The following is a 17,810-nucleotide window of genomic DNA, read 5'->3' on the forward strand; positions in this document are numbered from 1 at the left end:
CTACCTGGTCGACCAGGACGCCGCGGAGATCATGGCCAAGGAGGCCATCGATGCCGTGCTCGATCTGGAGAAGATGGGCCTGCCGTTCAACCGGACGCCCGAAGGCAAGATCGACCAGCGGCGTTTCGGTGGCCACACCCGTGACCACGGCAAGGCGCCCGTGCGTCGTGCGTGCTACGCGGCCGACCGCACCGGCCACATGATCCTCCAGACGCTGTACCAGAACTGCGTCAAGCACGACGTGGAGTTCTTCAACGAGTTCTACGTGCTGGACCTGATCCTGTCCGAGGGCTCCAATGGTCCCATCGCGACCGGTGTGGTGGCCTACGAGCTGGCCACCGGCGAGCTGCACGTCTTCCACGCGAAGTCGATCGTGTTCGCCACCGGTGGTTCGGGTCGTATGTACAAGACCACCTCCAATGCCCACACCCTCACCGGTGACGGCATGGCGATCGTGTTCCGCAAGGGACTTCCGCTGGAGGACATGGAGTTCCACCAGTTCCACCCGACAGGTCTCGCGGGCCTGGGCATCCTGATCTCGGAGGCCGTGCGTGGTGAGGGCGGCATTCTGCGTAATGCCTCCGGTGAGCGCTTCATGGAGCGCTACGCGCCGACCATCAAGGACCTGGCGCCGCGTGACATCGTCGCGCGTTCCATGGTGCTCGAGGTGCGCGAAGGCCGTGGCGCGGGTCCGAACAAGGACTACGTGCTCATCGACGTCACCCACCTCGGCGCGGACGTGCTGGAGGAGAAGCTCCCGGATATCACCGAGTTCTCGCGCACCTACCTGGGCGTGGACCCGGTCGTGGAGCCGGTGCCGGTCATGCCGACCTGTCACTACGTGATGGGTGGCATCCCGACCCGTATCCGCGGTGAGGTGCTGCGCAACAACACCGATATCGTCCCGGGCCTGTACGCCGCCGGTGAGTGCGCCTGTGTCTCCGTGCACGGCGCCAACCGTCTGGGTACCAACTCGCTGCTCGACATCAACGTGTTCGGCCGTCGCGCCGGCATCGCGGCCGCCGAGTACGCGCAGCGCGCCGACTTCGTGGAAATGCCGGAGAACCCGGCGCAGATGGTGCAGGACTGGCTGGCCGGGCTGCTGTCGGACCACGGCAACGAGCGCGTCGCCGATATCCGCACCGAGTTGCAGAACGCGATGGACGACAAGGCCGGTGTGTACCGCACCGAGGAGTCGCTGAAGTCGATGCTCGAGGAGATCCAGGTGCTCAAGGAGCGCTACTCGCGGATCACCGTGCAGGACAAGGGCAAGCGCTACAACAGCGACCTGCTCGAGGCCGTCGAGCTCGGCTTCCTGCTGGAGCTGGCCGAGGTGACGGTGGCGGGTGCGGTGAACCGCAAGGAATCCCGCGGCGGCCACGCACGCGAGGACTACCCGGATCGCGACGACGTCAACTTCATGCGCCACACCATGGCGTACAAGACGAGCCCGGAGCTCATCTCCGAAATCCGTCTCGACTACAAGCCGGTCGTGCAGACCCGTTACGAGCCGATGGAGCGTAAGTACTGATGACTGCCACACTCGACCAGGCGGCTCCGCAGAAGCCCGCTCCGGTGCCGGACGGCTCGACCATGATCACGGTCAAGGTCGCCCGCTTCAACCCGGACGACGACAAGGGCGCGCACTGGGACGAATTCAAGGTGCCGGTGCTCCCCACCGACCGGTTCCTGAACGTGCTGATCTACATCAAGTCCTACCTGGACGGCACGCTCACCTTCCGTCGCTCCTGCGCGCACGGCGTCTGCGGCTCGGATGCCATGCGCATCAACGGCGTCAACCGTCTGGCCTGCAAGATCCTCATGAAGGACATGCTGCCCAAGAACGGCAAGGACATCACCATCACCGTCGAACCGATCCGCGGCCTGCCGCAGGAGAAGGACCTCGTGGTGAACATGGAGCCGTTCTTCGATGCCTTCAAGGCGGTCAAGCCGTACCTGATCACCTCCGGCAACGAGCCCACCTACGAGCGCATCCAGTCCCAGCACGACCGCGCCCGTTTCGATGACACCACCAAGTGCATCCTGTGTGCCTGCTGCACCACCTCCTGCCCCGTGTACTGGAGCGACGGCAGCTACTTCGGCCCGGCCGCGATCGTGAACGCGCACCGCTTCATCTTCGACAGCCGTGACGAGGGCGCCCGCGAGCGTCTCGACATCCTCAACGACGTCGAGGGTGTGTGGCGCTGCCGCACCACCTTCAACTGCACCGACGCGTGCCCCCGTGGCATCGAGGTCACCAAGGCGATCCAGGAAGTCAAGCGCGCCCTGCTCTTCGCGCGCTAGACCGGCTCCCGGGACTCGAAAGCCGCCCCCGTCTTCGGATGGGGGCGGCTTTCGTTCTGCCCGGCTATGGTTCGGACGTGGATGCGAGGGGGCGGCGATGGTGAAACGGGCCGGCGGGATGTGGGCGCGGCTGTTGCTGGCCGCGGTATTCGCCGTGAGCGGCTGCGGAATCGCGGGCAGCGCTTCGGATACCGGGCTGGAGCGGTTTTATGGGCAGCGGGTGGAGTGGGGGTCTTGCGAGGGGTTCGCGGGGGCCGAGGGGTTGGCGGAGTGGGGGTTGTCGTGTGCGCGGGTGCGGGTGCCGTTGGATTATGCGGATCTCGGGGGTGCGACCGCGGAGATCGCGGTGTCGCGGTTGGCGGCGCGGGGGACGAAAGTCGGGTCGTTGCTGACCAATCCGGGTGGACCGGGTGGGGCGGGGTTGACGCGGCCGTTGTTGCTTGCGGCTTCGCCGGTTTCGGAGCAGTTCGATGTGATCGGGATCGATGTGCGGGGAGTGGGGGCTTCGACGCCGAAGGTGGTGTGCCGGACGGCGGAGGAGTTCGCGGCGGAGCGGAACGATGCGGACCTGGATTATTCGGCGGCGGGAATCGCGGCTACCGAGCAGCGGCGGAAGGAATTCGTCGCCAAGTGTGTGGAGCGCACGGGGGTCGAGGTGCTGTCGCATATCGGGACCCGGGAGACGGCGCGGGATATGGATGTGATCCGGGCTGCGTTGGGGGACAAGAAGATGACGTATCTGGGGTCGTCGTACGGGACGCGGATCGGGTCGACCATGGCCGAGCTGTTCCCGGAGCGGATCCGGGCGATGGTGCTCGACGGCGGGATCGACGCGACCGCGGATATCGATGACGCGGAGCGGCGGCCGGCGGCCATGCAGCGGGCCTTCGACGCCTATGCCGCCTGGTGTGTGCGGACGGCGGGCTGCCCACTCGGCACCGATGACGCTCGGGCGACGGAAGCCTTTCGCGCCCTGGTGAATCCGCTGCGGGACCGGCCGGCCACGGGGGTGGGGCGGACGCTGGGATACAAGGACGCGGTGAGCGCGGTGAAGGTGCTGCTCTACAGCCCACTCTCCTGGCAGACCATCAACACCGGATTGGCCGAACTGGCTCGTGGGCGCGGCGACATCCTTTTGTACTGGGCCGATTTCGCCGCCACCGGCACCGCGGACCGGGATCTGCAAAAGGCGGTGCTGTGCCGTGAGGAGCACATCGCCACCGATCCGGCCACGGCCGCCGAACTCGACCGTCGCACTCGCGCGGCCGCGCCCGCCTTCGACGACGGCCGCTCCACCGGCCGAGTTTCCTTGGACGCCTGCGCTTTCTGGCCGGTGCCCGCCGCCTGGCTCCCCCATCAGCCGAAGATCTCACACCTGCCCAAGGTGGTCGTGGTAGCCGCGACCGGAGACCCCGTCGCCCCCTACGACGGCAGCGTGGCTCTGGCACGTGAACTCGGCGGGGACCTGATCACCTACGAAGACCACCGGCACGGGGTGGTCGGTGTCGGCTCGACCTGCGTGGACGAAGCCGTGGCCCGCTACCTGAACGTCCTGACCCCGCCCCCGGCCGGGCTGCGCTGTCCCGCGGCTTGACCGGTTCGGACCGCTCTCCGGCCTGGACGATGCGGTGACTCAAGCGTCTTTCTCGGAGTCATGGTGCGGGGCAAGGGATTCCCAGGACCAGGTCAGGGTTCCCGCGGCCAGGTCGGCGACTATGCCTTCGACATAACGTAATTCGGCCGCGTTGACGGCGCGCAGGTATTCGTCTTCCAGTACGACCACGCGCGGCAGGTGCAGCTGCTGGGCCTGCGCGGCGTCCGCTTCCATCTCCTCGGCTTGTGCGCGTAGCGCTTTCGCACGCCGCTCCAGCTCGACGCGCGCGCCGTCGGGGCCGAGCAGCATCAGGAAGGACAGGGCGGCGGGGAACTCGGGGAACTCGTTGCGCGGCTTGGAGATCATGTCGGCCAGCCAGGCGCCGCAGGCGGTGCGGCCGGCATCGGTGATCTCGTAGACGGTGCGTTCGGGGTACTGCTGATCGCGGCCGGTTTCGCGGACCGCGACCAGACCGGCCTCCTGAAGCCGGGCGATCGTCTTGTAGAGCTGGGCGCGCGCGCCCACATTGACGACCTTGTCCTTGCCCCATTCCTTGATACGGCGCTGGATGGCGTACGGGTGCATCGGCTCCAGGTGCAGTATCCCGAGCACCGCCACGGCCAGGGGGGAGCTCTTGATCTGCGTCGATGCCGTCATACCCCCATCCTACTAGGTTTCCGAAAACTAGATTCATGCAAACTAGTTGCCAAGAAACTAGTCTCTGTGCCACCATTGAGGAGCAGGCGAACTCGACCACACCGAATCCGAAAGGACCGAGGCGATGCACACCACCAAGCCCGTGAGAATCCACGTCGACCACGACAGCACCAAGCACCTGGGCGACTGGACCGACGCCGACCGCTTCGACGTCAAGGCCCGCTACGGCACGACCGTCATCGACCTGCGCTCGCCGCGCATCGCAGGCGACGCCGAGATCGTGATTCACGCCGACCTCGACCACGCCATGGTCAAACTGCTGGTGCCGGACGACGCCGTCATCGACCAGTCGGAGCTGGAGTGGACCGGTCGCGGCCGGGTCAAGGACTTCGCCCGGCCCGCGCACGCCGCCGGCCGCGTCATCCGGCTCACCGGCACCGCGAAGACGAGCGAGTTCCGCGTGCATCGCGCCGGTATCGCCGTGCTGTCGGCATTGTTCAGCCGTGAGTTCTTCGAAGACGCCAAGCGCGCCCGCAAGCAGGGCCGCACCCCGACGCTGGCCGACCCGGCGCACGCCCCACGCTGACTTCCGGCGTATCGTCCTCGGCTGCAACCGATTTCGATACCGGCGGAACGAACAGCACAGCACCGCCGCCCCGCGGTGCGCAACGGATCGCCCGCGTCATCGGACGCGGGCGAACCTCGCATTGCCCGGTGCATGATCGGAGCGCGAGCGGGTATCGCCGCCAGCGGTGCTGGGCGTAGCCTGAACAAGACCAGGGCCTACCTATCGAGAGGAGGCCCGGGATGGAATCCACCGATCTGATCGTGGTCGGCGCGTCGGCCGGTGGGGTCGAGGCGCTACGTGAATTCGTGCGCGGACTACCCGGGGATATCGCGGCCGCGGTACTGGTGGTGCTGCATATGCCACCGCACGGGGTGAGCGCACTCGCGCCGATCCTCGGCCGGGCCGGGCCGTTGCCGGCGGTGCCGGCGCAGGACGGCATGCCGCTGGAGAACGGCCGCATCCACGCCGCCGTCCCGGATCACCATCTACTGGTCCGGGATTCGCGAATCATGTTGTCGCACGGCCCTTCCGAGAACGGGCACCGGCCGGGAGTGGACGCCCTGTTCCGTTCCGCGGCGGTCGAGTGGGGCCCCCGGGTGACGGGGGTGGTGCTCTCCGGTTCCCTGGACGACGGCACCGCCGGCCTGATGCTGATCAAACGCCAGGGCGGCCTGGCCGCGGTGCAGGATCCGGAGGAGGCGTTGTATCGCGGCATGCCCGACAGCGCCCTGGCCCATGTCGCGGTGGATCTGGTGCTGCCCGCCCGCGAACTCGGGGGCGCGGTGGCGGACCTGTTGAAGGAGCGCGGCACGCTGCCCCCGCCGCCGCCGCTCTCGGAAATGGATCGAATCGAGGCGAAGATCGATGCCGGTTCGCATACCGGCCGAGATGGGGTGGAGGCCATGGCATCGCCGTCCGGATTGAGCTGCCCCGACTGCAACGGCTCGCTCTACACCTTCGGCAACGGCCTGCGCTACCGCTGCCGGGTCGGGCACGCCTGGTCGGCCGAGGCGCTGCTGACCGAACAGCAGCTCGAGGTGGAGAAGGCGCTCTGGTCGGCACTGCGCGCATTGCAGGAGAAGCAGCAGCTGGCCGAGCGCATGCGCACCGACGCCAAGCGTTTCGGCGACGACGGCTTGGCGCGGCGCTACGCCGACCAGGGATCCGAACACGGGCATGCTGCGGAAGTTATCCGGAAGCTGCTGGTCGGGCGTGGAATCGAGGGTTCCGGCTAGTAGGTTGTGCGCTGTGGACCAGGAAAATGCGCCCCGCCCCGCGCACGGCTTCGAGGAGATCCTCCGGTATCTCAAGGAGGCTCGCGGTTTCGACTTCACCGGGTACAAGCGCAGCAGCCTGATGCGCCGGGTGGACCGGCGCCTGGCGCAGCTCGGCGTAGCGGACTACGTCGAGTATCTCGATGTGCTGCAAGCCAACTCGGATGAGTTCGCCGCGCTGTTCAACACCATCCTGATCAATGTCACCGGCTTCTTCCGCGATGCCGACGCCTGGGAGTACCTGCAAAGCCAGGTGGTGCAGACCATGCTGGCCGAGCGCGGCCCGGAGGAGCCGGTGCGGGTGTGGTGCGCGGGCTGCGCCTCCGGGGAGGAGGCGTACGGGCTGGCCATCGTGCTGGCCGAGGTGCTCGGCATCGACGAGTTCCGGCAGCGGGTGAAGATCTACGCCACCGATGTGGACGAGGAGGCGCTGGCCACCGCGCGGCACGCGGTGTACAGCGAGAAAGAGGTGCAACCGCTGGGGCAGGACCTGATCGCACGCTATTTCGAGCCGGTCGGCGGCCGCTATTCGTTCCGCAAGGATCTGCGCCGTTCGGTCATCTTCGGCCGCAACGACCTGGTGCAGGACGCCCCGATCTCCCGGATCGACCTGCTGGCCTGCCGCAACACCCTGATGTACTTCAACGCCGAGACCCAGACCAAGATCCTGGACAAATTCCATTTCGCCCTGGCCCCACGGGGAATGCTGTTCCTGGGCAAGGCGGAGATGCTGCTCTCGCACAGCCGCATCTTCGATCCGGTGGACCTCAAACGCCGGGTGTTCCGCAAGGTGCCGACCTCCCGGGTGGATGTCGGTTCGGTGTTCGGCCGCGCGTTCATGCCGGACCGCCGGGATCTGGAACAGGTGGAGACGTTGCGCAGCATGGCCTTCTCGACCGGCCCGGTATCGCAGGTGGTGCTGAACGGTGACGATGTGGTGGCCCTCGCCAATCAGCAGGCGAAGCACCTGTTCGGCCTGAGCGATCGCGATATCGGCCGCCCGCTGCGGGATCTGGAGCTGTCGTACCGGCCGGTGGAGTTGCGCGGCTATATCGATCAGGTGCGAACCGAGCGACGCGCGCTGCGCATCAAGGACATCGAATGGCAGCGCGGTCCGGGCGAGGTGCTGGCGCTGGAGGTGCACGTCAGCCCGCTGATCGCCGATGACGTGGCGCTCGGCGTCTCGCTGGTCTTCCACGATGTGACCGCCACCCGGCGGCTGCTGACCGAGTTGAATCGCGCCAACCAGCAACGGGAATCGGCCTACGAGGAGCTCCAGTCCACCAACGAGGAGCTGGAGACCACCAACGAGGAACTCCAGTCCACGGTGGAGGAGCTGGAGACCACCAACGAGGAATTGCAGTCCACCAACGAGGAATTGGAGACCACGAACGAGGAGCTGCAATCCACCAATGACGAGCTCCAGACCATCAATCACGAATTGCGCGAGCGCAGTGCCGAACTCGACGAGGTGAACGAGTTCTTCGCCGCCGTCATGGGTTCCTGGTCGGCCGGGGTGGCCGTGGTCGACAGCTCCATGCGCATCGTGGTGTGGAACAGCGGGGCCGAGAACCTGTGGGGCATGCGCTCGGACGAGGCCGAGGGTGAGCATCTGCTCAATCTGGATATCGGATTGCCGGTGGCGGAGCTGCGGCCGATCGTGCGCCCGGCGCTCAGCGATCCGGCGTACCGGGCCGAGGTCAAGATCGATGGCGTGAACCGGCGCGGGCGCGGCATCACCGTGCGCGTGGTCTGCACCTCGCTGCGCGATCGCGCCGGTGCACCCAGCGGGGCCATCCTGGTGATGGAGCCCTGCAACGGCGGCGACCCGGAAGCCGGTGCGGCGCAGGCCCTTTGATATCAGTGCGACAGGCGTCGCGAGGTGGGCAGCACCGCCCACACCACTTTGCCGACGGGCCGGCGCGGCGCACAGCCCCAGGTGCGGGCCAGCCGCGCCACCACGTGCAGCCCGTAGAGCCGCGGTGAACCCGGGGTCGGCTCGCGCAGCACGGCCTCGCGTGGATCGGCGTCGGCGACCGCGACGGTGAACAGGTCCTCGCGCATTTCCAGCCGCAGTTCGAGATCCGCGTCCGCCCGGCTGTGCAGGAAGGCGTTCTCGACCAGCTCGGTGACGATCAGCAGCGCGTCGCCGCGGATATCGGGCAGTTCCCAGCGTTCGCACACCTGCTCGACGACGCGGCGGGCGCGCTGGGCGCTGTCGGCGGCGCTCGGCAGCTCCACACTGACCCGGCGGCGTGCCGGCGGGGTGCCGACCGTCGCGAGGGCCTGCGACAGCGAAGGGTAGACGGGCACGAAGCGGCGCACGGCGCTGGCACGCAATCGAGCGAACCGGTCGTCATCGTGCATCACGAGCAGAATCGGGACCCCGGGCCAATCGCCGACGCGGATCCAGGCGCTGGTGAATGCGGTGTACAGCGGTTCCGAGGCGATGACCAGGTCGTCGAGTACGACGATGACCGCCCGCGGTTCGTCGACCGCGAACTTCACCAGATCATCGATGAATCTCCGATAGACGCCCGCATCCAATTCGCCGCGCGGGCTGACCACCGCACAGCCCTGCGTTTCGACCCGATCCCAGTGGATCTCCGGCCCACCCGGCGCTTTCCCCACCAACATCACTTCCGCAAAGTATTCGCGCACCGACCGCGGCGTCCCGCATGACCGCGGTGGCTCGCACCGGGAAATGGCAACCAGAGCGCCGGTTCCCTGCCATCCCGCCGACGGCTTTGTCGCGCGGGCAATTCGAAAAATCCTCGGTCGTGCCGTCGAATGTACCGGCCGTCTTTCACCGATTCACCCGGCCCACGCTGATGACTTACCCCGCCGGGCGGAGAGCAATCGGAATTCGATCATCGGGATGTGGCGGGGTGGCTCGGGCGGGCGGTGATCGGCGGGGCCGGGCGCGGTTTCCGATGTTGTGCCCATTGCATAGCCGCACCGGAATACACGCCTGTCACCAAGACCCATCCACCGGCTCAACTAGGCAGATTGCCCAGCCGTGCGCGGGTTCGTTGTCTAGCTCACAATGCGGTGATTGCATCGAGGTATGTTCACCGAAGCTCAGCTGTACTCCCCCGTCAGCAAGGGGGCTGACGGCGACGTGACCGTGCATCTGAGCGACGAGCATCCCGGTGTGCACGATCCGGCGTACCGCGCCCGCCGCAATGCCATTGCCGCTCTCGCACTGAACTACCGAACCGGCGAACCGGTCCCGCACATCGAATACACCGCGGAAGAAGAGCAAGTCTGGCGAATTGTCGCCGCCGAATTGGCCCGTAAGCGGGAGCGTTACGCGTGCGCCGAGGTGATCGAGGCGGCGGACCGGCTGAGCTTACCCGCCGATCACATTCCGCAATTGTCCGAGGTCTCCGCGAAATTGGTGCCGCTCACCGGATTCCGCTATGTGCCCGCCGCCGGACTGGTGCCGTTGCGTGAATTCTTCGGGTCCTTCGCCGACCGGATCTTCCACTCCACTCAGTACATTCGGCACCATTCGGCCCCGTTGTACACACCGGAGCCGGACGCGGTGCACGAAATCCTCGGGCACGCCAACCAATTGGCCAGCCCCCGGTTCGCCGCCCTGTACGAGACGGTGGGCGCGGCGGTCGCCCGGATCAGCACCGAAACGGCGCTCAAATTCCTGGCCGACGTGTTCTGGTTCTCGATGGAATTCGGCGTCCTCCGCGAACACGGCGAAGTCCGTTGTTACGGAGCCGGATTGCTCTCCTCGTACGGGGAGATCGAGGAGTTCCGGGCGGCCGAGCTGCGGCCGTTGAACATTCGGGAGATGGGCACCCGGGCCTACGACATCACCCACTATCAGCCGGTGCTGTACTGCGCGGAGTCCGTCGACGAGATCGAAGAGGTGGTGGGCGGGTTCTTCGCCACCATGACCGACGATTCGGTGGCGGAGCTGGTGGAAACCGTCTAGATCGGCAGGCCCGCGGCCAGGAAGTCGAGCACCCGCGTGATCTGGCCCTCGCCGTAGGGGTCGTCGTCCATCAGCACGAACATGGCTCCGGTGATCGCCCCGGCGAAGGCCCGCAGTTCGAAATCGTCGGTGGCGCGGCCGGTGTAGCGGGCTCCGATCTCGACCATGATCTGGGTATTGCGTTCCAGCTCCCGGGCGATCACGCCGCGTAGTTCCGGCACCGCCCGGATGAGGGCCATGCGTTCCCGTTCGAAGTCGAACTCCTCCTCCGATACCTCGGCCAGCGCATCGAGGGTGGCCTGGCGGATCGCCGCCAGCAGCGGCATACCCGGCGGCTGCCTGTCGATCGCCCGGAACATGTACGGGTCCAGATCGTCGGCCAGCACCACCTGCTCCTTGGACGGGAAGTATCGGAAGAAGGTGCTGGGCGAGATCTCGGCGGCCTCCGCGATCTGCTCCACGGTGGTCTCGTTGTACCCCTGTTCCCGGAAAAGGCGGAACGCCTCGGTGCGAATGGTGCGCCGAGTGCGTTCCTTCTTCCGCTCCCGCAGCGTGGGCTTCGGCCGGGACGCGGATTCCGCGGCGATCAAGGCGTTGGTGGACTCAGCCGACATGCACCGATTGTGCAGCATCGGCCTCGGGCTCCGGTGCCGCCGGCTGCCGGGTGCGCAGCGCGGCCAAGGCGGTCGCGGCTGCGCAGGCGGCGGCACAGACCCAGAGCATGGCGCTCATACCGTCGACGAAGGCGCTCTGCACGTGGTGCAGGACCGCCGGGTCGCCGAGCTTGCGGGCCACTCCGACACCGGCATTGACGCCGTCGGCGATCGGGTCGTGGTTCAGCTCGCCCAGGCTCGACCGGTACCGCGTGGACAGCACCGTGCCCAGCACCGCGACGCCGATGGTGCCCGACGCCTGCCGAAGCGCTTGCAGCAGCGCCGATCCCGATCCGGCGCGGTCCGCGGTCAGTTCGCCCATGGCCAGCCCCATGGCGGCCGGCATCACCAGGCCCATACCGAAACCGAGCAGCGCGATGGCCACCGCCGCGAACCAGTACGCGCCGTCCACGGTGATCAGCGCGCCCAGCCCGAGCCCGAGCGCCAGCACCGCGAAGCCGGTGGTCAGCACCGCCCGCAGCCCCGCCTTGGGCAGCACCTTGTCGACGATGCGGGAGCCCACGGCCAGTCCGCCGATGAGCGGCAGCAGGCGCAGCCCGCTGCCCAGGGCGTCGGCGCCCAGCACCGCCTGGAAGTACTGCGGCATGGTGAAGAGCAGGCCGAACATCGCGAAGTTCACGATCACCAGATAGACGGTGCCCCAGCGGAATCCGGGGGCGGCGAAGAGCCCGACGTCGATGAGCGGCTGGGCGGTACGGCGCTGCCACAGCAGGAACGCGCCGAGCACCAGCACCCCGGCCGCCACGGCGGCCCAGCCGAGACCGTTGCCCCAGCCCCTCTCACCGAGCCGGATGAAACCGTAAGTGAGCCCGAGCATTCCGGTGGCGGACAACGCCACACCCGGCAGGTCGATACGGAAGTCGTTGTCGCTGCGGGATTCCGGGACCAGCAGGGCGACGGCGGTCGCGCCGATGACGACCATCGGCACATTGAGCAGGAACACCGAACCCCACCAGAAGTGCTGGAGCAGCCAGCCGCCCACGATCGGGCCGAGCGGCAGTCCGATGGCGGTGGAGGTGATCCAGACGGTCAGTGCGCGTTGCCGTTGCGCCGGATCCGGGAAGAGTCCGGGCAGCACGGCCATGGACAGCGGCATCATGGCCGCGGCCGCCACGCCGAGCACGACGCGGGCCGCGATGAGCTGGCCCGAGGAGGCCGCGAAGGCGCAGGCGAGGGAGGCCGCGCCGAACAGCAGCAGCGCGGCGAGCAGGAACTTCTTCCGGCCGTAGCGGTCGCCGAGCGCGCCCGCGGGCAGCATGACGGCGGCCAGGGCCAGGGTGTACGCGCTGCTGAACCATTGCAGCGCGGCGGTGTCGGCGTGCAGGTCGACGGCGAGCGTGGGCAGGGCGACGGTGAGCACGGTGACATCGAGGCCGATGGTCAGCATGGCCACGGCCAGTGCGCCGAGGGCCAGCCAGCGGCGCACTCCGGGATCATTCATGACAGTTCCAATCAAGTGGTTGTTACTCGATAATGAGAGAGTCTCTCATTTGCAATCAACTGTCAATTCTTGACGCGACATGAAACTTGCGGCCTGCTACCGTGCACCGGATCGTTTTTGAATGTGCCGACCCCGCAACGGGTCTGGGATCGTGAGGCTCGAAATGACAACTGAAGCAACCGAACCCGTCGTCGCCCCCTTGCACCTGCAAGGACGCGATGCCGTGATCGCCGCCGCCGCCCCGGAGGACTGGCGCGAGGGCGCCCCCGATTACCACTTGAGCGCGCAGGTGATTCCGGTCGAGCGCTCCACCCAGCACGCCCCGGATTCGCTGGAGCACATCGTCGAAGAGCTCGTGAAGGTCTTCGAGATGGAGGTCTCGCACAAGAAGGATCCGGCCAAGTGGGTGTCGCTGGTGGCCGAGCACTACCGCGGCCGGGTCAACGGCGGGCCGTGGCAGGACGCCGAGGAGTTCGCCCGCATCGGCTCCTACAACATCCTGATCGGTGAGAACCCCTACTACGACGTCGCGGGCGAGACCTTCGAGTCCTCGCACCACATCTTCCACACCGCCTTCCCCGGCGGGTTCTTCTGGGAGGTCCTCGAAGTCCTCGCGGGCCCGCCGACCGTCACCTTCAAATGGCGGCACTGGGGTCGCTACACCGGCGAGTACAAGGGCCACCACCCCACCGGCGAGCTGATCGAGATGACCGGCATCACCATCGCCAAGGTCTCCGAGGATCTGCGCATCCTGGAGCTGGAGCACTTCTACGACAACAACAAGCTGCTCGGCCCGCTCGCCCACGGTTGCCCGGTCCAGCACCGGAGCTGATCACACTCGCGCGGCGGGTCGCATTTAAGCTCATGATCGATGAGCATCCGCAGGAGTAACCGCGCCTCGCTTCGCATCGCCGCCGTGGTGGCGGTGGGCCTGTCCGGCTTCGCCGGAATTTCGATCGCACCGCTACCCGGTGCGGCGTACGGCCAACCGTCCACCACGACAACGCCTTTCACCACCCCGAATACCGACGGGTGCCCGCAGAAGACCACTCCCCCGCCGCCCATCGACACCTCCGAGGTGCCCGCGCCGGGCCAGAGCGCGCCCGCGCCGCTGCCGGTGCCGAGCTCGCCGATCGGCGGCAAGGATCTGGGCGGCTGCGGGCTGGTGCTGCCCAAGGGCGCGCCCGCGGTACCGGAGGGGATCTCGGCCACCGCGTGGATGGTCTCGGATCTGGACACCGGGAAGGTGCTGGCCGCCAAGGACCCGCACGGGCGGTACCGGCCGGCCTCCACCATCAAGGTGCTGCTCGCGGATGTGGCGCTGCGCGTGCTGGATCTGAACAAGACGGTGACCGGGACGCAGGATGACGCGAACGCCGACGGCACCCGGGTGGGGATCGGGCCGGGCGGGAAGTACACCAACCGGCAGCTGTTCCAGGCGTTGATCATGGCCTCCGGAAACGATGCGGCGCATGCCATCGCGACGCAGCTGGGCGGGGAGGAGGCCGCAGTCGCCAAGATGAACGAGCGCGCGAAAGCGTTGCAGGCGTTGGATACTCGCGCCGCCACTCCGTCCGGGCTGGACGGGCCGGGGATGAGCACCTCGGCCTACGATCTGTCCGCCATCTTCCGCGATGCCATGACGCTGCCCTTGTTCGCCGAGTTGATCCACACCGAGGAAGTGCAGTTCCCGGGATTTCCGGCGGACCCGAAAGACCCCGAGGACAAGGATCATCCGGGATATCCGATCGCCAACGACAATCACCTGCTGTACGAGTACGACGGGGCGATCGGCGGCAAGACCGGGTTCACCGACGATGCCCGGCAGACGTTCGTGGCGGCGGCCCAGCGCAACGGTCGCCGGCTGGTGGTGACCCTGCTGAAGGCCGATGTGCGGCCCTTCCGCCCGTTCGAGCAGGCGGCCAAGCTCCTGGACTACGGGTTCGCGCTGCCGTCCGGTTCGAACGTGGGCGCGCTGCCCAGCGGTTCCGACAAGCCCGGCAGCGCTCCGGAAACCGTTGTGGCGCTTGCCAGCCCGCCGCAGTCGACCGGCGGGGAGGCGAGCGGACCGAGCTCGGACCATCACGATCTGCGCATCACCCTGATGGTCGGCGGCGTGATCCTGGTGCTGGTTTTACTGGCCGGTGCGCGGCGGCTGAATCGCCGCCGCTGAACCTGCGGCCGTTGCGGGTCAGCGGCGGCGCAATGCCGAAACCAGCGCTCCCGCAACCGCTCCCACCATTGCACCGGTGCCCAGCAGCACCGCTCCCACCCCGGCCGTGACCGCCGGACCCGCCACCCGGGGTTCGATGACGGCCGGGGCGGGCGGCGGAATATCGGCCGGCACTTCGTTTTCCGCGGCGGTGGCGGCCCAGGCGGTGGCGAACAGGATGATTCGCGCGGTGATGTAGCTGAAGACCATCAGGCCGATGATCGGGCCGAAGACCGCGCCCGCGGGGCCGGTGACCACCGATTTCAAGATGATCGAGGCCAGCTGTTTGAACGCCTCGAAGGCGATGGCCGCCAGCAGCGCCGCCCGCGCGGCACTGCGGAAGGTGACCGGATGGCGCGGCATGCGGGCGATGATCCACACCAGCACGGCCCAGTTCGCCCCGATCGCCAGCAGCAGCGACAGCAGGGTGAGCAGCACTGTGATCCAAGGCGATTCGGTGATGCCGTAGTTCTTCAGCAGCGTGCGGATCAGCCCGCTGGAGGCCAGCACCGACAGGCCGATCGAGACGCCGATGGCCAGGAACAAGCCCAGCAGCGCCAGCAGATCCGACAGCTTGCTGACCACGAAATTGCGCGGCTGGGCGGGCTGGTCCCACTGTTCGGTGAGCGCGGCGCGCAGGTTCGCGATCCAGCCCAGACCGGCGTACGCGCCGGTGAACAAACCGATAACGCCTACGCCGGTGCGCGATTCCACCGCCTGGTCGATCAGGTCGTTGACCGAATCACCCGCCGAGCCGGGAATGTTCTCGACGATCTTGTCCTGAATGTCGGTGAGCCACTCCGGGTTCCGCGCCAGCACGAAGCCGGCCACCGCGAAACCCACCATCAGCAGCGGAAACAGCGACAGCACCGTGAAATAGGTGATGCCCGCGGCGTAATAGTCGCCGCGCCGGCGCTGATACCGGCCCGCCGCGCGCACCACATGGTCGAGCCACGGCCGCCGCTGGATCTGCCTCTCGATCCACGCCTTGACCGACCCGACGATCTTGCCGAACAACCCGCACACCTCCGCACTTCGGCGCGGCGGCGACCGGATCAGCGGGCCAGGAACCCGACCCGGTCGTACACCTGCGCTAGCGTCTTCCCGGAAACCTCTCGGGCCCGCTCCGCGCCGGCGGCGAGGATGCGGTCGAGTTCGCCCTGGTCGGACATGTATTCTTCCACCTTCGCGCGCAGCGGAGTGACGAACTCGACGAGCGCGTCGGCGGTATCCGACTTGAGGTCACCGTAGCCTTTACCGGCGTAATCCTGTTCGAGCGTGACGATCGGGGTGTCGGTGAGCGAGCTGAGAATCACCAGCAAATTGCTCACGCCCGGCTTGGTCTCCGGATCGTATTTGATCTCGCGCTCGGTGTCGGTGACGGCGGAGCGGATCTTCTTGGCCGAGACCTTGGGATCGTCGAGCAGGTTGAGCAGGCCGGCGTCGGTATTGGCCGACTTGCTCATCTTCGAGGTCGGATCCTGTAGGTCGTAGATCTTGGCGGTGCCGGTGGTCATGTACGGCTCCGGCACCAGGAAGGTCTTCTTGTAGCGAGTGTTGAAGCGCTGCGCCAGGTTTCGGGTCAGCTCCAGGTGCTGGCGCTGATCCTCGCCGACCGGCACCAGGTTGGCGCGGTAGAGCAGGATGTCGGCGGCCATCAGCACCGGGTAGGTGAACAGGCCCACGGTCGCGTTGTCCGCGCCCTGGCGGACCGACTTGTCCTTGAACTGGGTCATGCGGCTGGCCTCGCCGAAGCCGGTGATGCAGTTCAGCACCCAGGCCAGCTCGGCGTGCTCGGGGACCTGGGACTGCACGAACAGGGTGGATTTCTTGGGGTCCACGCCGAGGGCGAACAGCTGGGCGGCTGACAGCTTGGTGCGCTTGCGCAGTTCCTTCGGGTCCTGCGCCACCGTGATGGCGTGCAGGTCCGGAATGAAGTAGAAGGCGTCGTAATCGTCCTGGAGACGCACCCAGTTCTGAAGTGCGCCAAGGTAATTGCCGAGGTGGAACGAATCACTGGTCGGCTGGATCCCCGACAGGACCCGCTGCTTGCGTTCGGCGGCTGGTACAGGACTCGACATGCCCCGATCTTCGCATGTCGGTTACGCGGAGTGTCGGTCCACCCGGTTGCGCGGGTCCACGCCCGGCATGCTCGGCTTGCCGGCGCCCACGAGCTGCTGTTCGCGGCGGGTGGCGAGCTTGTAGAGGGGATAGCTGGGGCCGGTCATCGGACGGGTGAGCGGGCTGCCCACCAGCGGTGGTTCCAGATGCGCGGTTCGCACCGCCCGCGCGAGTCCGCGGAAGGCGAGTTCTTCCTTGATGCCCCAGTTCAGCCGGTACATCTCCCGCACCCGCTCGGGCAGGCTGCCCTGCACCAGCAGGGCGAAACCGGACATGGCCTGCTGCAAGGGCAATGGCAGCGGATGCGCGACCCGCTGGCCCATCAGATATCCGCCGACCAGCCGGGCTTCGTCGGTGAGGAAGGGTTCGTCCGAGGCCAGATACCCGTCGAAGTACGCCCGGAATTCGCGATAGGTGGGCGGCGCGGCCTCGCGCCGCATCCCGAACAGCTCACCCCATCGGATGTAATCCTGGTACAGCCCTTCGCGTTCGGTCGCGGTCAGCCTGCGCACCAGCAGATCGTGCATGACCTCGGCGGAATCGAAGGTGAATGCCATGGTCATGAACATCAGGTGCGGATCGTGCGCCGAGTAATCGGTCCCCGCCGGATTCCGCTCCCCCGCGTCCTCGGGCAGCTTCCCCTGTACCGGTGCATGCCGTTTACGTGTGAAGGCCCGCGCCCGATCGGCCTCGTCCCGGGTGCCCAGCGAAACCGCCTCGAACAACCGCCCGGTCAACGCGAGCCGGGTGTAGGGCGTGGTCCGATGCTGCGTGTTCTCCGCCGTTCCCACATACAGCAGCGGATGCACGGCCCCGATCACCAACGCCCGCTGCCCGTAGGTCAGCCCGACCGCCCGCCGGCGCATGACGCGCCTGATCATCGAGTCCTCACCGAAGTAACCGGCCTGCGCAGGCATCGTTGCCTCCCAAATACAGCTGTGACGCACGTCCCAGCACATCTGAAAACAGAGTCCCCCACCATCCCCATTCTGGCAACCCCTACTACCAGAATT

General features: G+C 67.2%; 16 protein-coding genes. 9 read left to right on the plus strand and 7 right to left on the minus strand.

Translation table 11 applies throughout. The annotated features are described in order from the left end of the window. From sdhA to NI1_RS12095, 3 genes are all read left to right on the plus strand, one after another. Positions 1-1,531: succinate dehydrogenase flavoprotein subunit (sdhA, locus tag NI1_RS12085; RefSeq protein WP_067818669.1), on the plus strand; the 1,531-nt coding region annotated here is incomplete at its 5' end. Then, entirely contained in the window at positions 1,531-2,304 is a 774-nt protein-coding gene (locus NI1_RS12090; RefSeq protein WP_067720640.1) for a succinate dehydrogenase iron-sulfur subunit, read from the plus strand. The genes sdhA and NI1_RS12090, both read left to right, overlap by 1 nt. Before the next feature lie 97 nt (positions 2,305-2,401). After that, positions 2,402-3,898, plus strand: a complete 1,497-nt coding sequence (locus NI1_RS12095) for an alpha/beta hydrolase (RefSeq protein WP_084523048.1) — start codon at positions 2,402-2,404, stop codon at positions 3,896-3,898. 39 nt (positions 3,899-3,937) lie between these two features. Here NI1_RS12095 and NI1_RS12100 read toward each other — a convergent pair whose 3' ends face one another. Then, positions 3,938-4,555 carry a PadR family transcriptional regulator gene (locus NI1_RS12100; RefSeq protein WP_067818672.1) on the minus strand — a complete coding sequence of 206 codons (618 nt, stop codon included), beginning with the start codon at positions 4,553-4,555 and terminating at the stop codon, positions 3,938-3,940. Positions 4,556-4,679: 124 nt separating this feature from the next. On the opposite strand from NI1_RS12100, the gene NI1_RS12105 reads away from it, so the two are divergent. From NI1_RS12105 to NI1_RS12115, 3 genes are all read left to right on the plus strand, one after another. Next, complete coding sequence (locus NI1_RS12105; RefSeq protein ID WP_067818675.1) at positions 4,680-5,141, plus strand: hypothetical protein; 462 nt, start codon at positions 4,680-4,682, stop codon at positions 5,139-5,141. Positions 5,142-5,362: 221 nt separating this feature from the next. Next, entirely contained in the window at positions 5,363-6,358 is a 996-nt protein-coding gene (locus tag NI1_RS12110) for a chemotaxis protein CheB (RefSeq protein ID WP_067818678.1), read from the plus strand. A gap of 13 nt (positions 6,359-6,371) precedes the next feature. After that, entirely contained in the window at positions 6,372-8,255 is a 1,884-nt protein-coding gene (locus tag NI1_RS12115; protein WP_067818682.1) for a CheR family methyltransferase, read from the plus strand. Positions 8,256-8,257: 2 nt separating this feature from the next. Here NI1_RS12115 and NI1_RS12120 read toward each other — a convergent pair whose 3' ends face one another. Further along, entirely contained in the window at positions 8,258-9,034 is a 777-nt protein-coding gene (locus NI1_RS12120; RefSeq protein ID WP_067818685.1) for an ATP-binding protein, read from the minus strand. A 430-nt stretch (positions 9,035-9,464) separates the two neighbouring features. Here NI1_RS12120 and NI1_RS12125 point away from each other — a divergent pair, with 430 nt between their 5' ends. Continuing rightward, on the plus strand, positions 9,465-10,349 hold the full coding sequence (locus NI1_RS12125; protein WP_067818689.1) for a phenylalanine 4-monooxygenase: 885 nt from the start codon (positions 9,465-9,467) through the stop codon (positions 10,347-10,349). On the opposite strand, the gene NI1_RS12130 is transcribed toward NI1_RS12125, so the two are convergent. Together NI1_RS12130 and NI1_RS12135 are read right to left on the minus strand one after the other, a co-directional pair. Next, positions 10,346-10,963 (minus strand): TetR family transcriptional regulator, encoded by a 618-nt coding sequence (locus tag NI1_RS12130; protein ID WP_067818692.1) that lies wholly within the window; start codon positions 10,961-10,963, stop codon positions 10,346-10,348. The genes NI1_RS12125 and NI1_RS12130 overlap by 4 nt on opposite strands. After that, positions 10,953-12,464 (minus strand): MFS transporter, encoded by a 1,512-nt coding sequence (locus NI1_RS12135; RefSeq protein WP_067818695.1) that lies wholly within the window; start codon positions 12,462-12,464, stop codon positions 10,953-10,955. Before NI1_RS12135 ends, NI1_RS12130 begins: the two co-directional genes overlap by 11 nt. A gap of 163 nt (positions 12,465-12,627) precedes the next feature. On the opposite strand from NI1_RS12135, the gene NI1_RS12140 reads away from it, so the two are divergent. Both NI1_RS12140 and NI1_RS12145 read left to right on the plus strand, forming a co-directional pair. Next, positions 12,628-13,296, plus strand: coding sequence for a nuclear transport factor 2 family protein (locus NI1_RS12140; protein WP_067818699.1), 669 nt, complete (start codon positions 12,628-12,630; stop codon positions 13,294-13,296). A 39-nt stretch (positions 13,297-13,335) separates the two neighbouring features. Beyond that, entirely contained in the window at positions 13,336-14,637 is a 1,302-nt protein-coding gene (locus NI1_RS12145) for a D-alanyl-D-alanine carboxypeptidase family protein (RefSeq protein WP_067818702.1), read from the plus strand. 18 nt (positions 14,638-14,655) lie between these two features. Here the strand turns inward: NI1_RS12145 and yhjD are convergent, their stop codons facing one another. From yhjD to NI1_RS12160, 3 genes are read right to left on the minus strand one after another with little or no spacing between them, the layout of a single operon-like run. Then, positions 14,656-15,693 (minus strand): inner membrane protein YhjD, encoded by a 1,038-nt coding sequence (yhjD, locus tag NI1_RS12150; RefSeq protein ID WP_245663182.1) that lies wholly within the window; start codon positions 15,691-15,693, stop codon positions 14,656-14,658. Between the two features lie 38 nt (positions 15,694-15,731). After that, positions 15,732-16,757 carry a tryptophan--tRNA ligase gene (trpS, locus tag NI1_RS12155; RefSeq protein ID WP_067818706.1) on the minus strand — a complete coding sequence of 342 codons (1,026 nt, stop codon included), beginning with the start codon at positions 16,755-16,757 and terminating at the stop codon, positions 15,732-15,734. A 21-nt stretch (positions 16,758-16,778) separates the two neighbouring features. Beyond that, entirely contained in the window at positions 16,779-17,714 is a 936-nt protein-coding gene (locus NI1_RS12160) for an oxygenase MpaB family protein (RefSeq protein ID WP_067818709.1), read from the minus strand. Positions 17,715-17,810: the final 96 nt, after the last annotated feature.

This window comes from Nocardia inohanensis NBRC 100128 (assembly GCF_001612945.1).
Taxonomy (GTDB): Bacteria; Actinomycetota; Actinomycetes; order Mycobacteriales; family Mycobacteriaceae; genus Nocardia; species Nocardia inohanensis.

What these genes read in the sequence shown, in the direction of transcription:
- NI1_RS12090 (WP_067720640.1), top strand. Translation starts at nt 1,531, where the DNA reads ATGACTGCCACACTCGACCAGGCGGCTCCGCAGAAGCCCGCTCCGGTG.
- NI1_RS12145 (WP_067818702.1), top strand. Translation starts at nt 13,336, where the DNA reads ATGAGCATCCGCAGGAGTAACCGCGCCTCGCTTCGCATCGCCGCCGTG.
- NI1_RS12100 (WP_067818672.1), bottom strand. Translation starts at nt 4,555, where the DNA reads ATGACGGCATCGACGCAGATCAAGAGCTCCCCCCTGGCCGTGGCGGTG.
- NI1_RS12140 (WP_067818699.1), top strand. Translation starts at nt 12,628, where the DNA reads ATGACAACTGAAGCAACCGAACCCGTCGTCGCCCCCTTGCACCTGCAA.
- NI1_RS12160 (WP_067818709.1), bottom strand. Translation starts at nt 17,714, where the DNA reads ATGCCTGCGCAGGCCGGTTACTTCGGTGAGGACTCGATGATCAGGCGC.
- NI1_RS12120 (WP_067818685.1), bottom strand. Translation starts at nt 9,034, where the DNA reads ATGTTGGTGGGGAAAGCGCCGGGTGGGCCGGAGATCCACTGGGATCGG.
- NI1_RS12135 (WP_067818695.1), bottom strand. Translation starts at nt 12,464, where the DNA reads ATGAATGATCCCGGAGTGCGCCGCTGGCTGGCCCTCGGCGCACTGGCC.
- NI1_RS12130 (WP_067818692.1), bottom strand. Translation starts at nt 10,963, where the DNA reads ATGTCGGCTGAGTCCACCAACGCCTTGATCGCCGCGGAATCCGCGTCC.
- NI1_RS12125 (WP_067818689.1), top strand. Translation starts at nt 9,465, where the DNA reads ATGTTCACCGAAGCTCAGCTGTACTCCCCCGTCAGCAAGGGGGCTGAC.
- trpS (WP_067818706.1), bottom strand. Translation starts at nt 16,757, where the DNA reads ATGTCGAGTCCTGTACCAGCCGCCGAACGCAAGCAGCGGGTCCTGTCG.
- NI1_RS12110 (WP_067818678.1), top strand. Translation starts at nt 5,363, where the DNA reads ATGGAATCCACCGATCTGATCGTGGTCGGCGCGTCGGCCGGTGGGGTC.
- NI1_RS12095 (WP_084523048.1), top strand. Translation starts at nt 2,402, where the DNA reads ATGGTGAAACGGGCCGGCGGGATGTGGGCGCGGCTGTTGCTGGCCGCG.
- NI1_RS12105 (WP_067818675.1), top strand. Translation starts at nt 4,680, where the DNA reads ATGCACACCACCAAGCCCGTGAGAATCCACGTCGACCACGACAGCACC.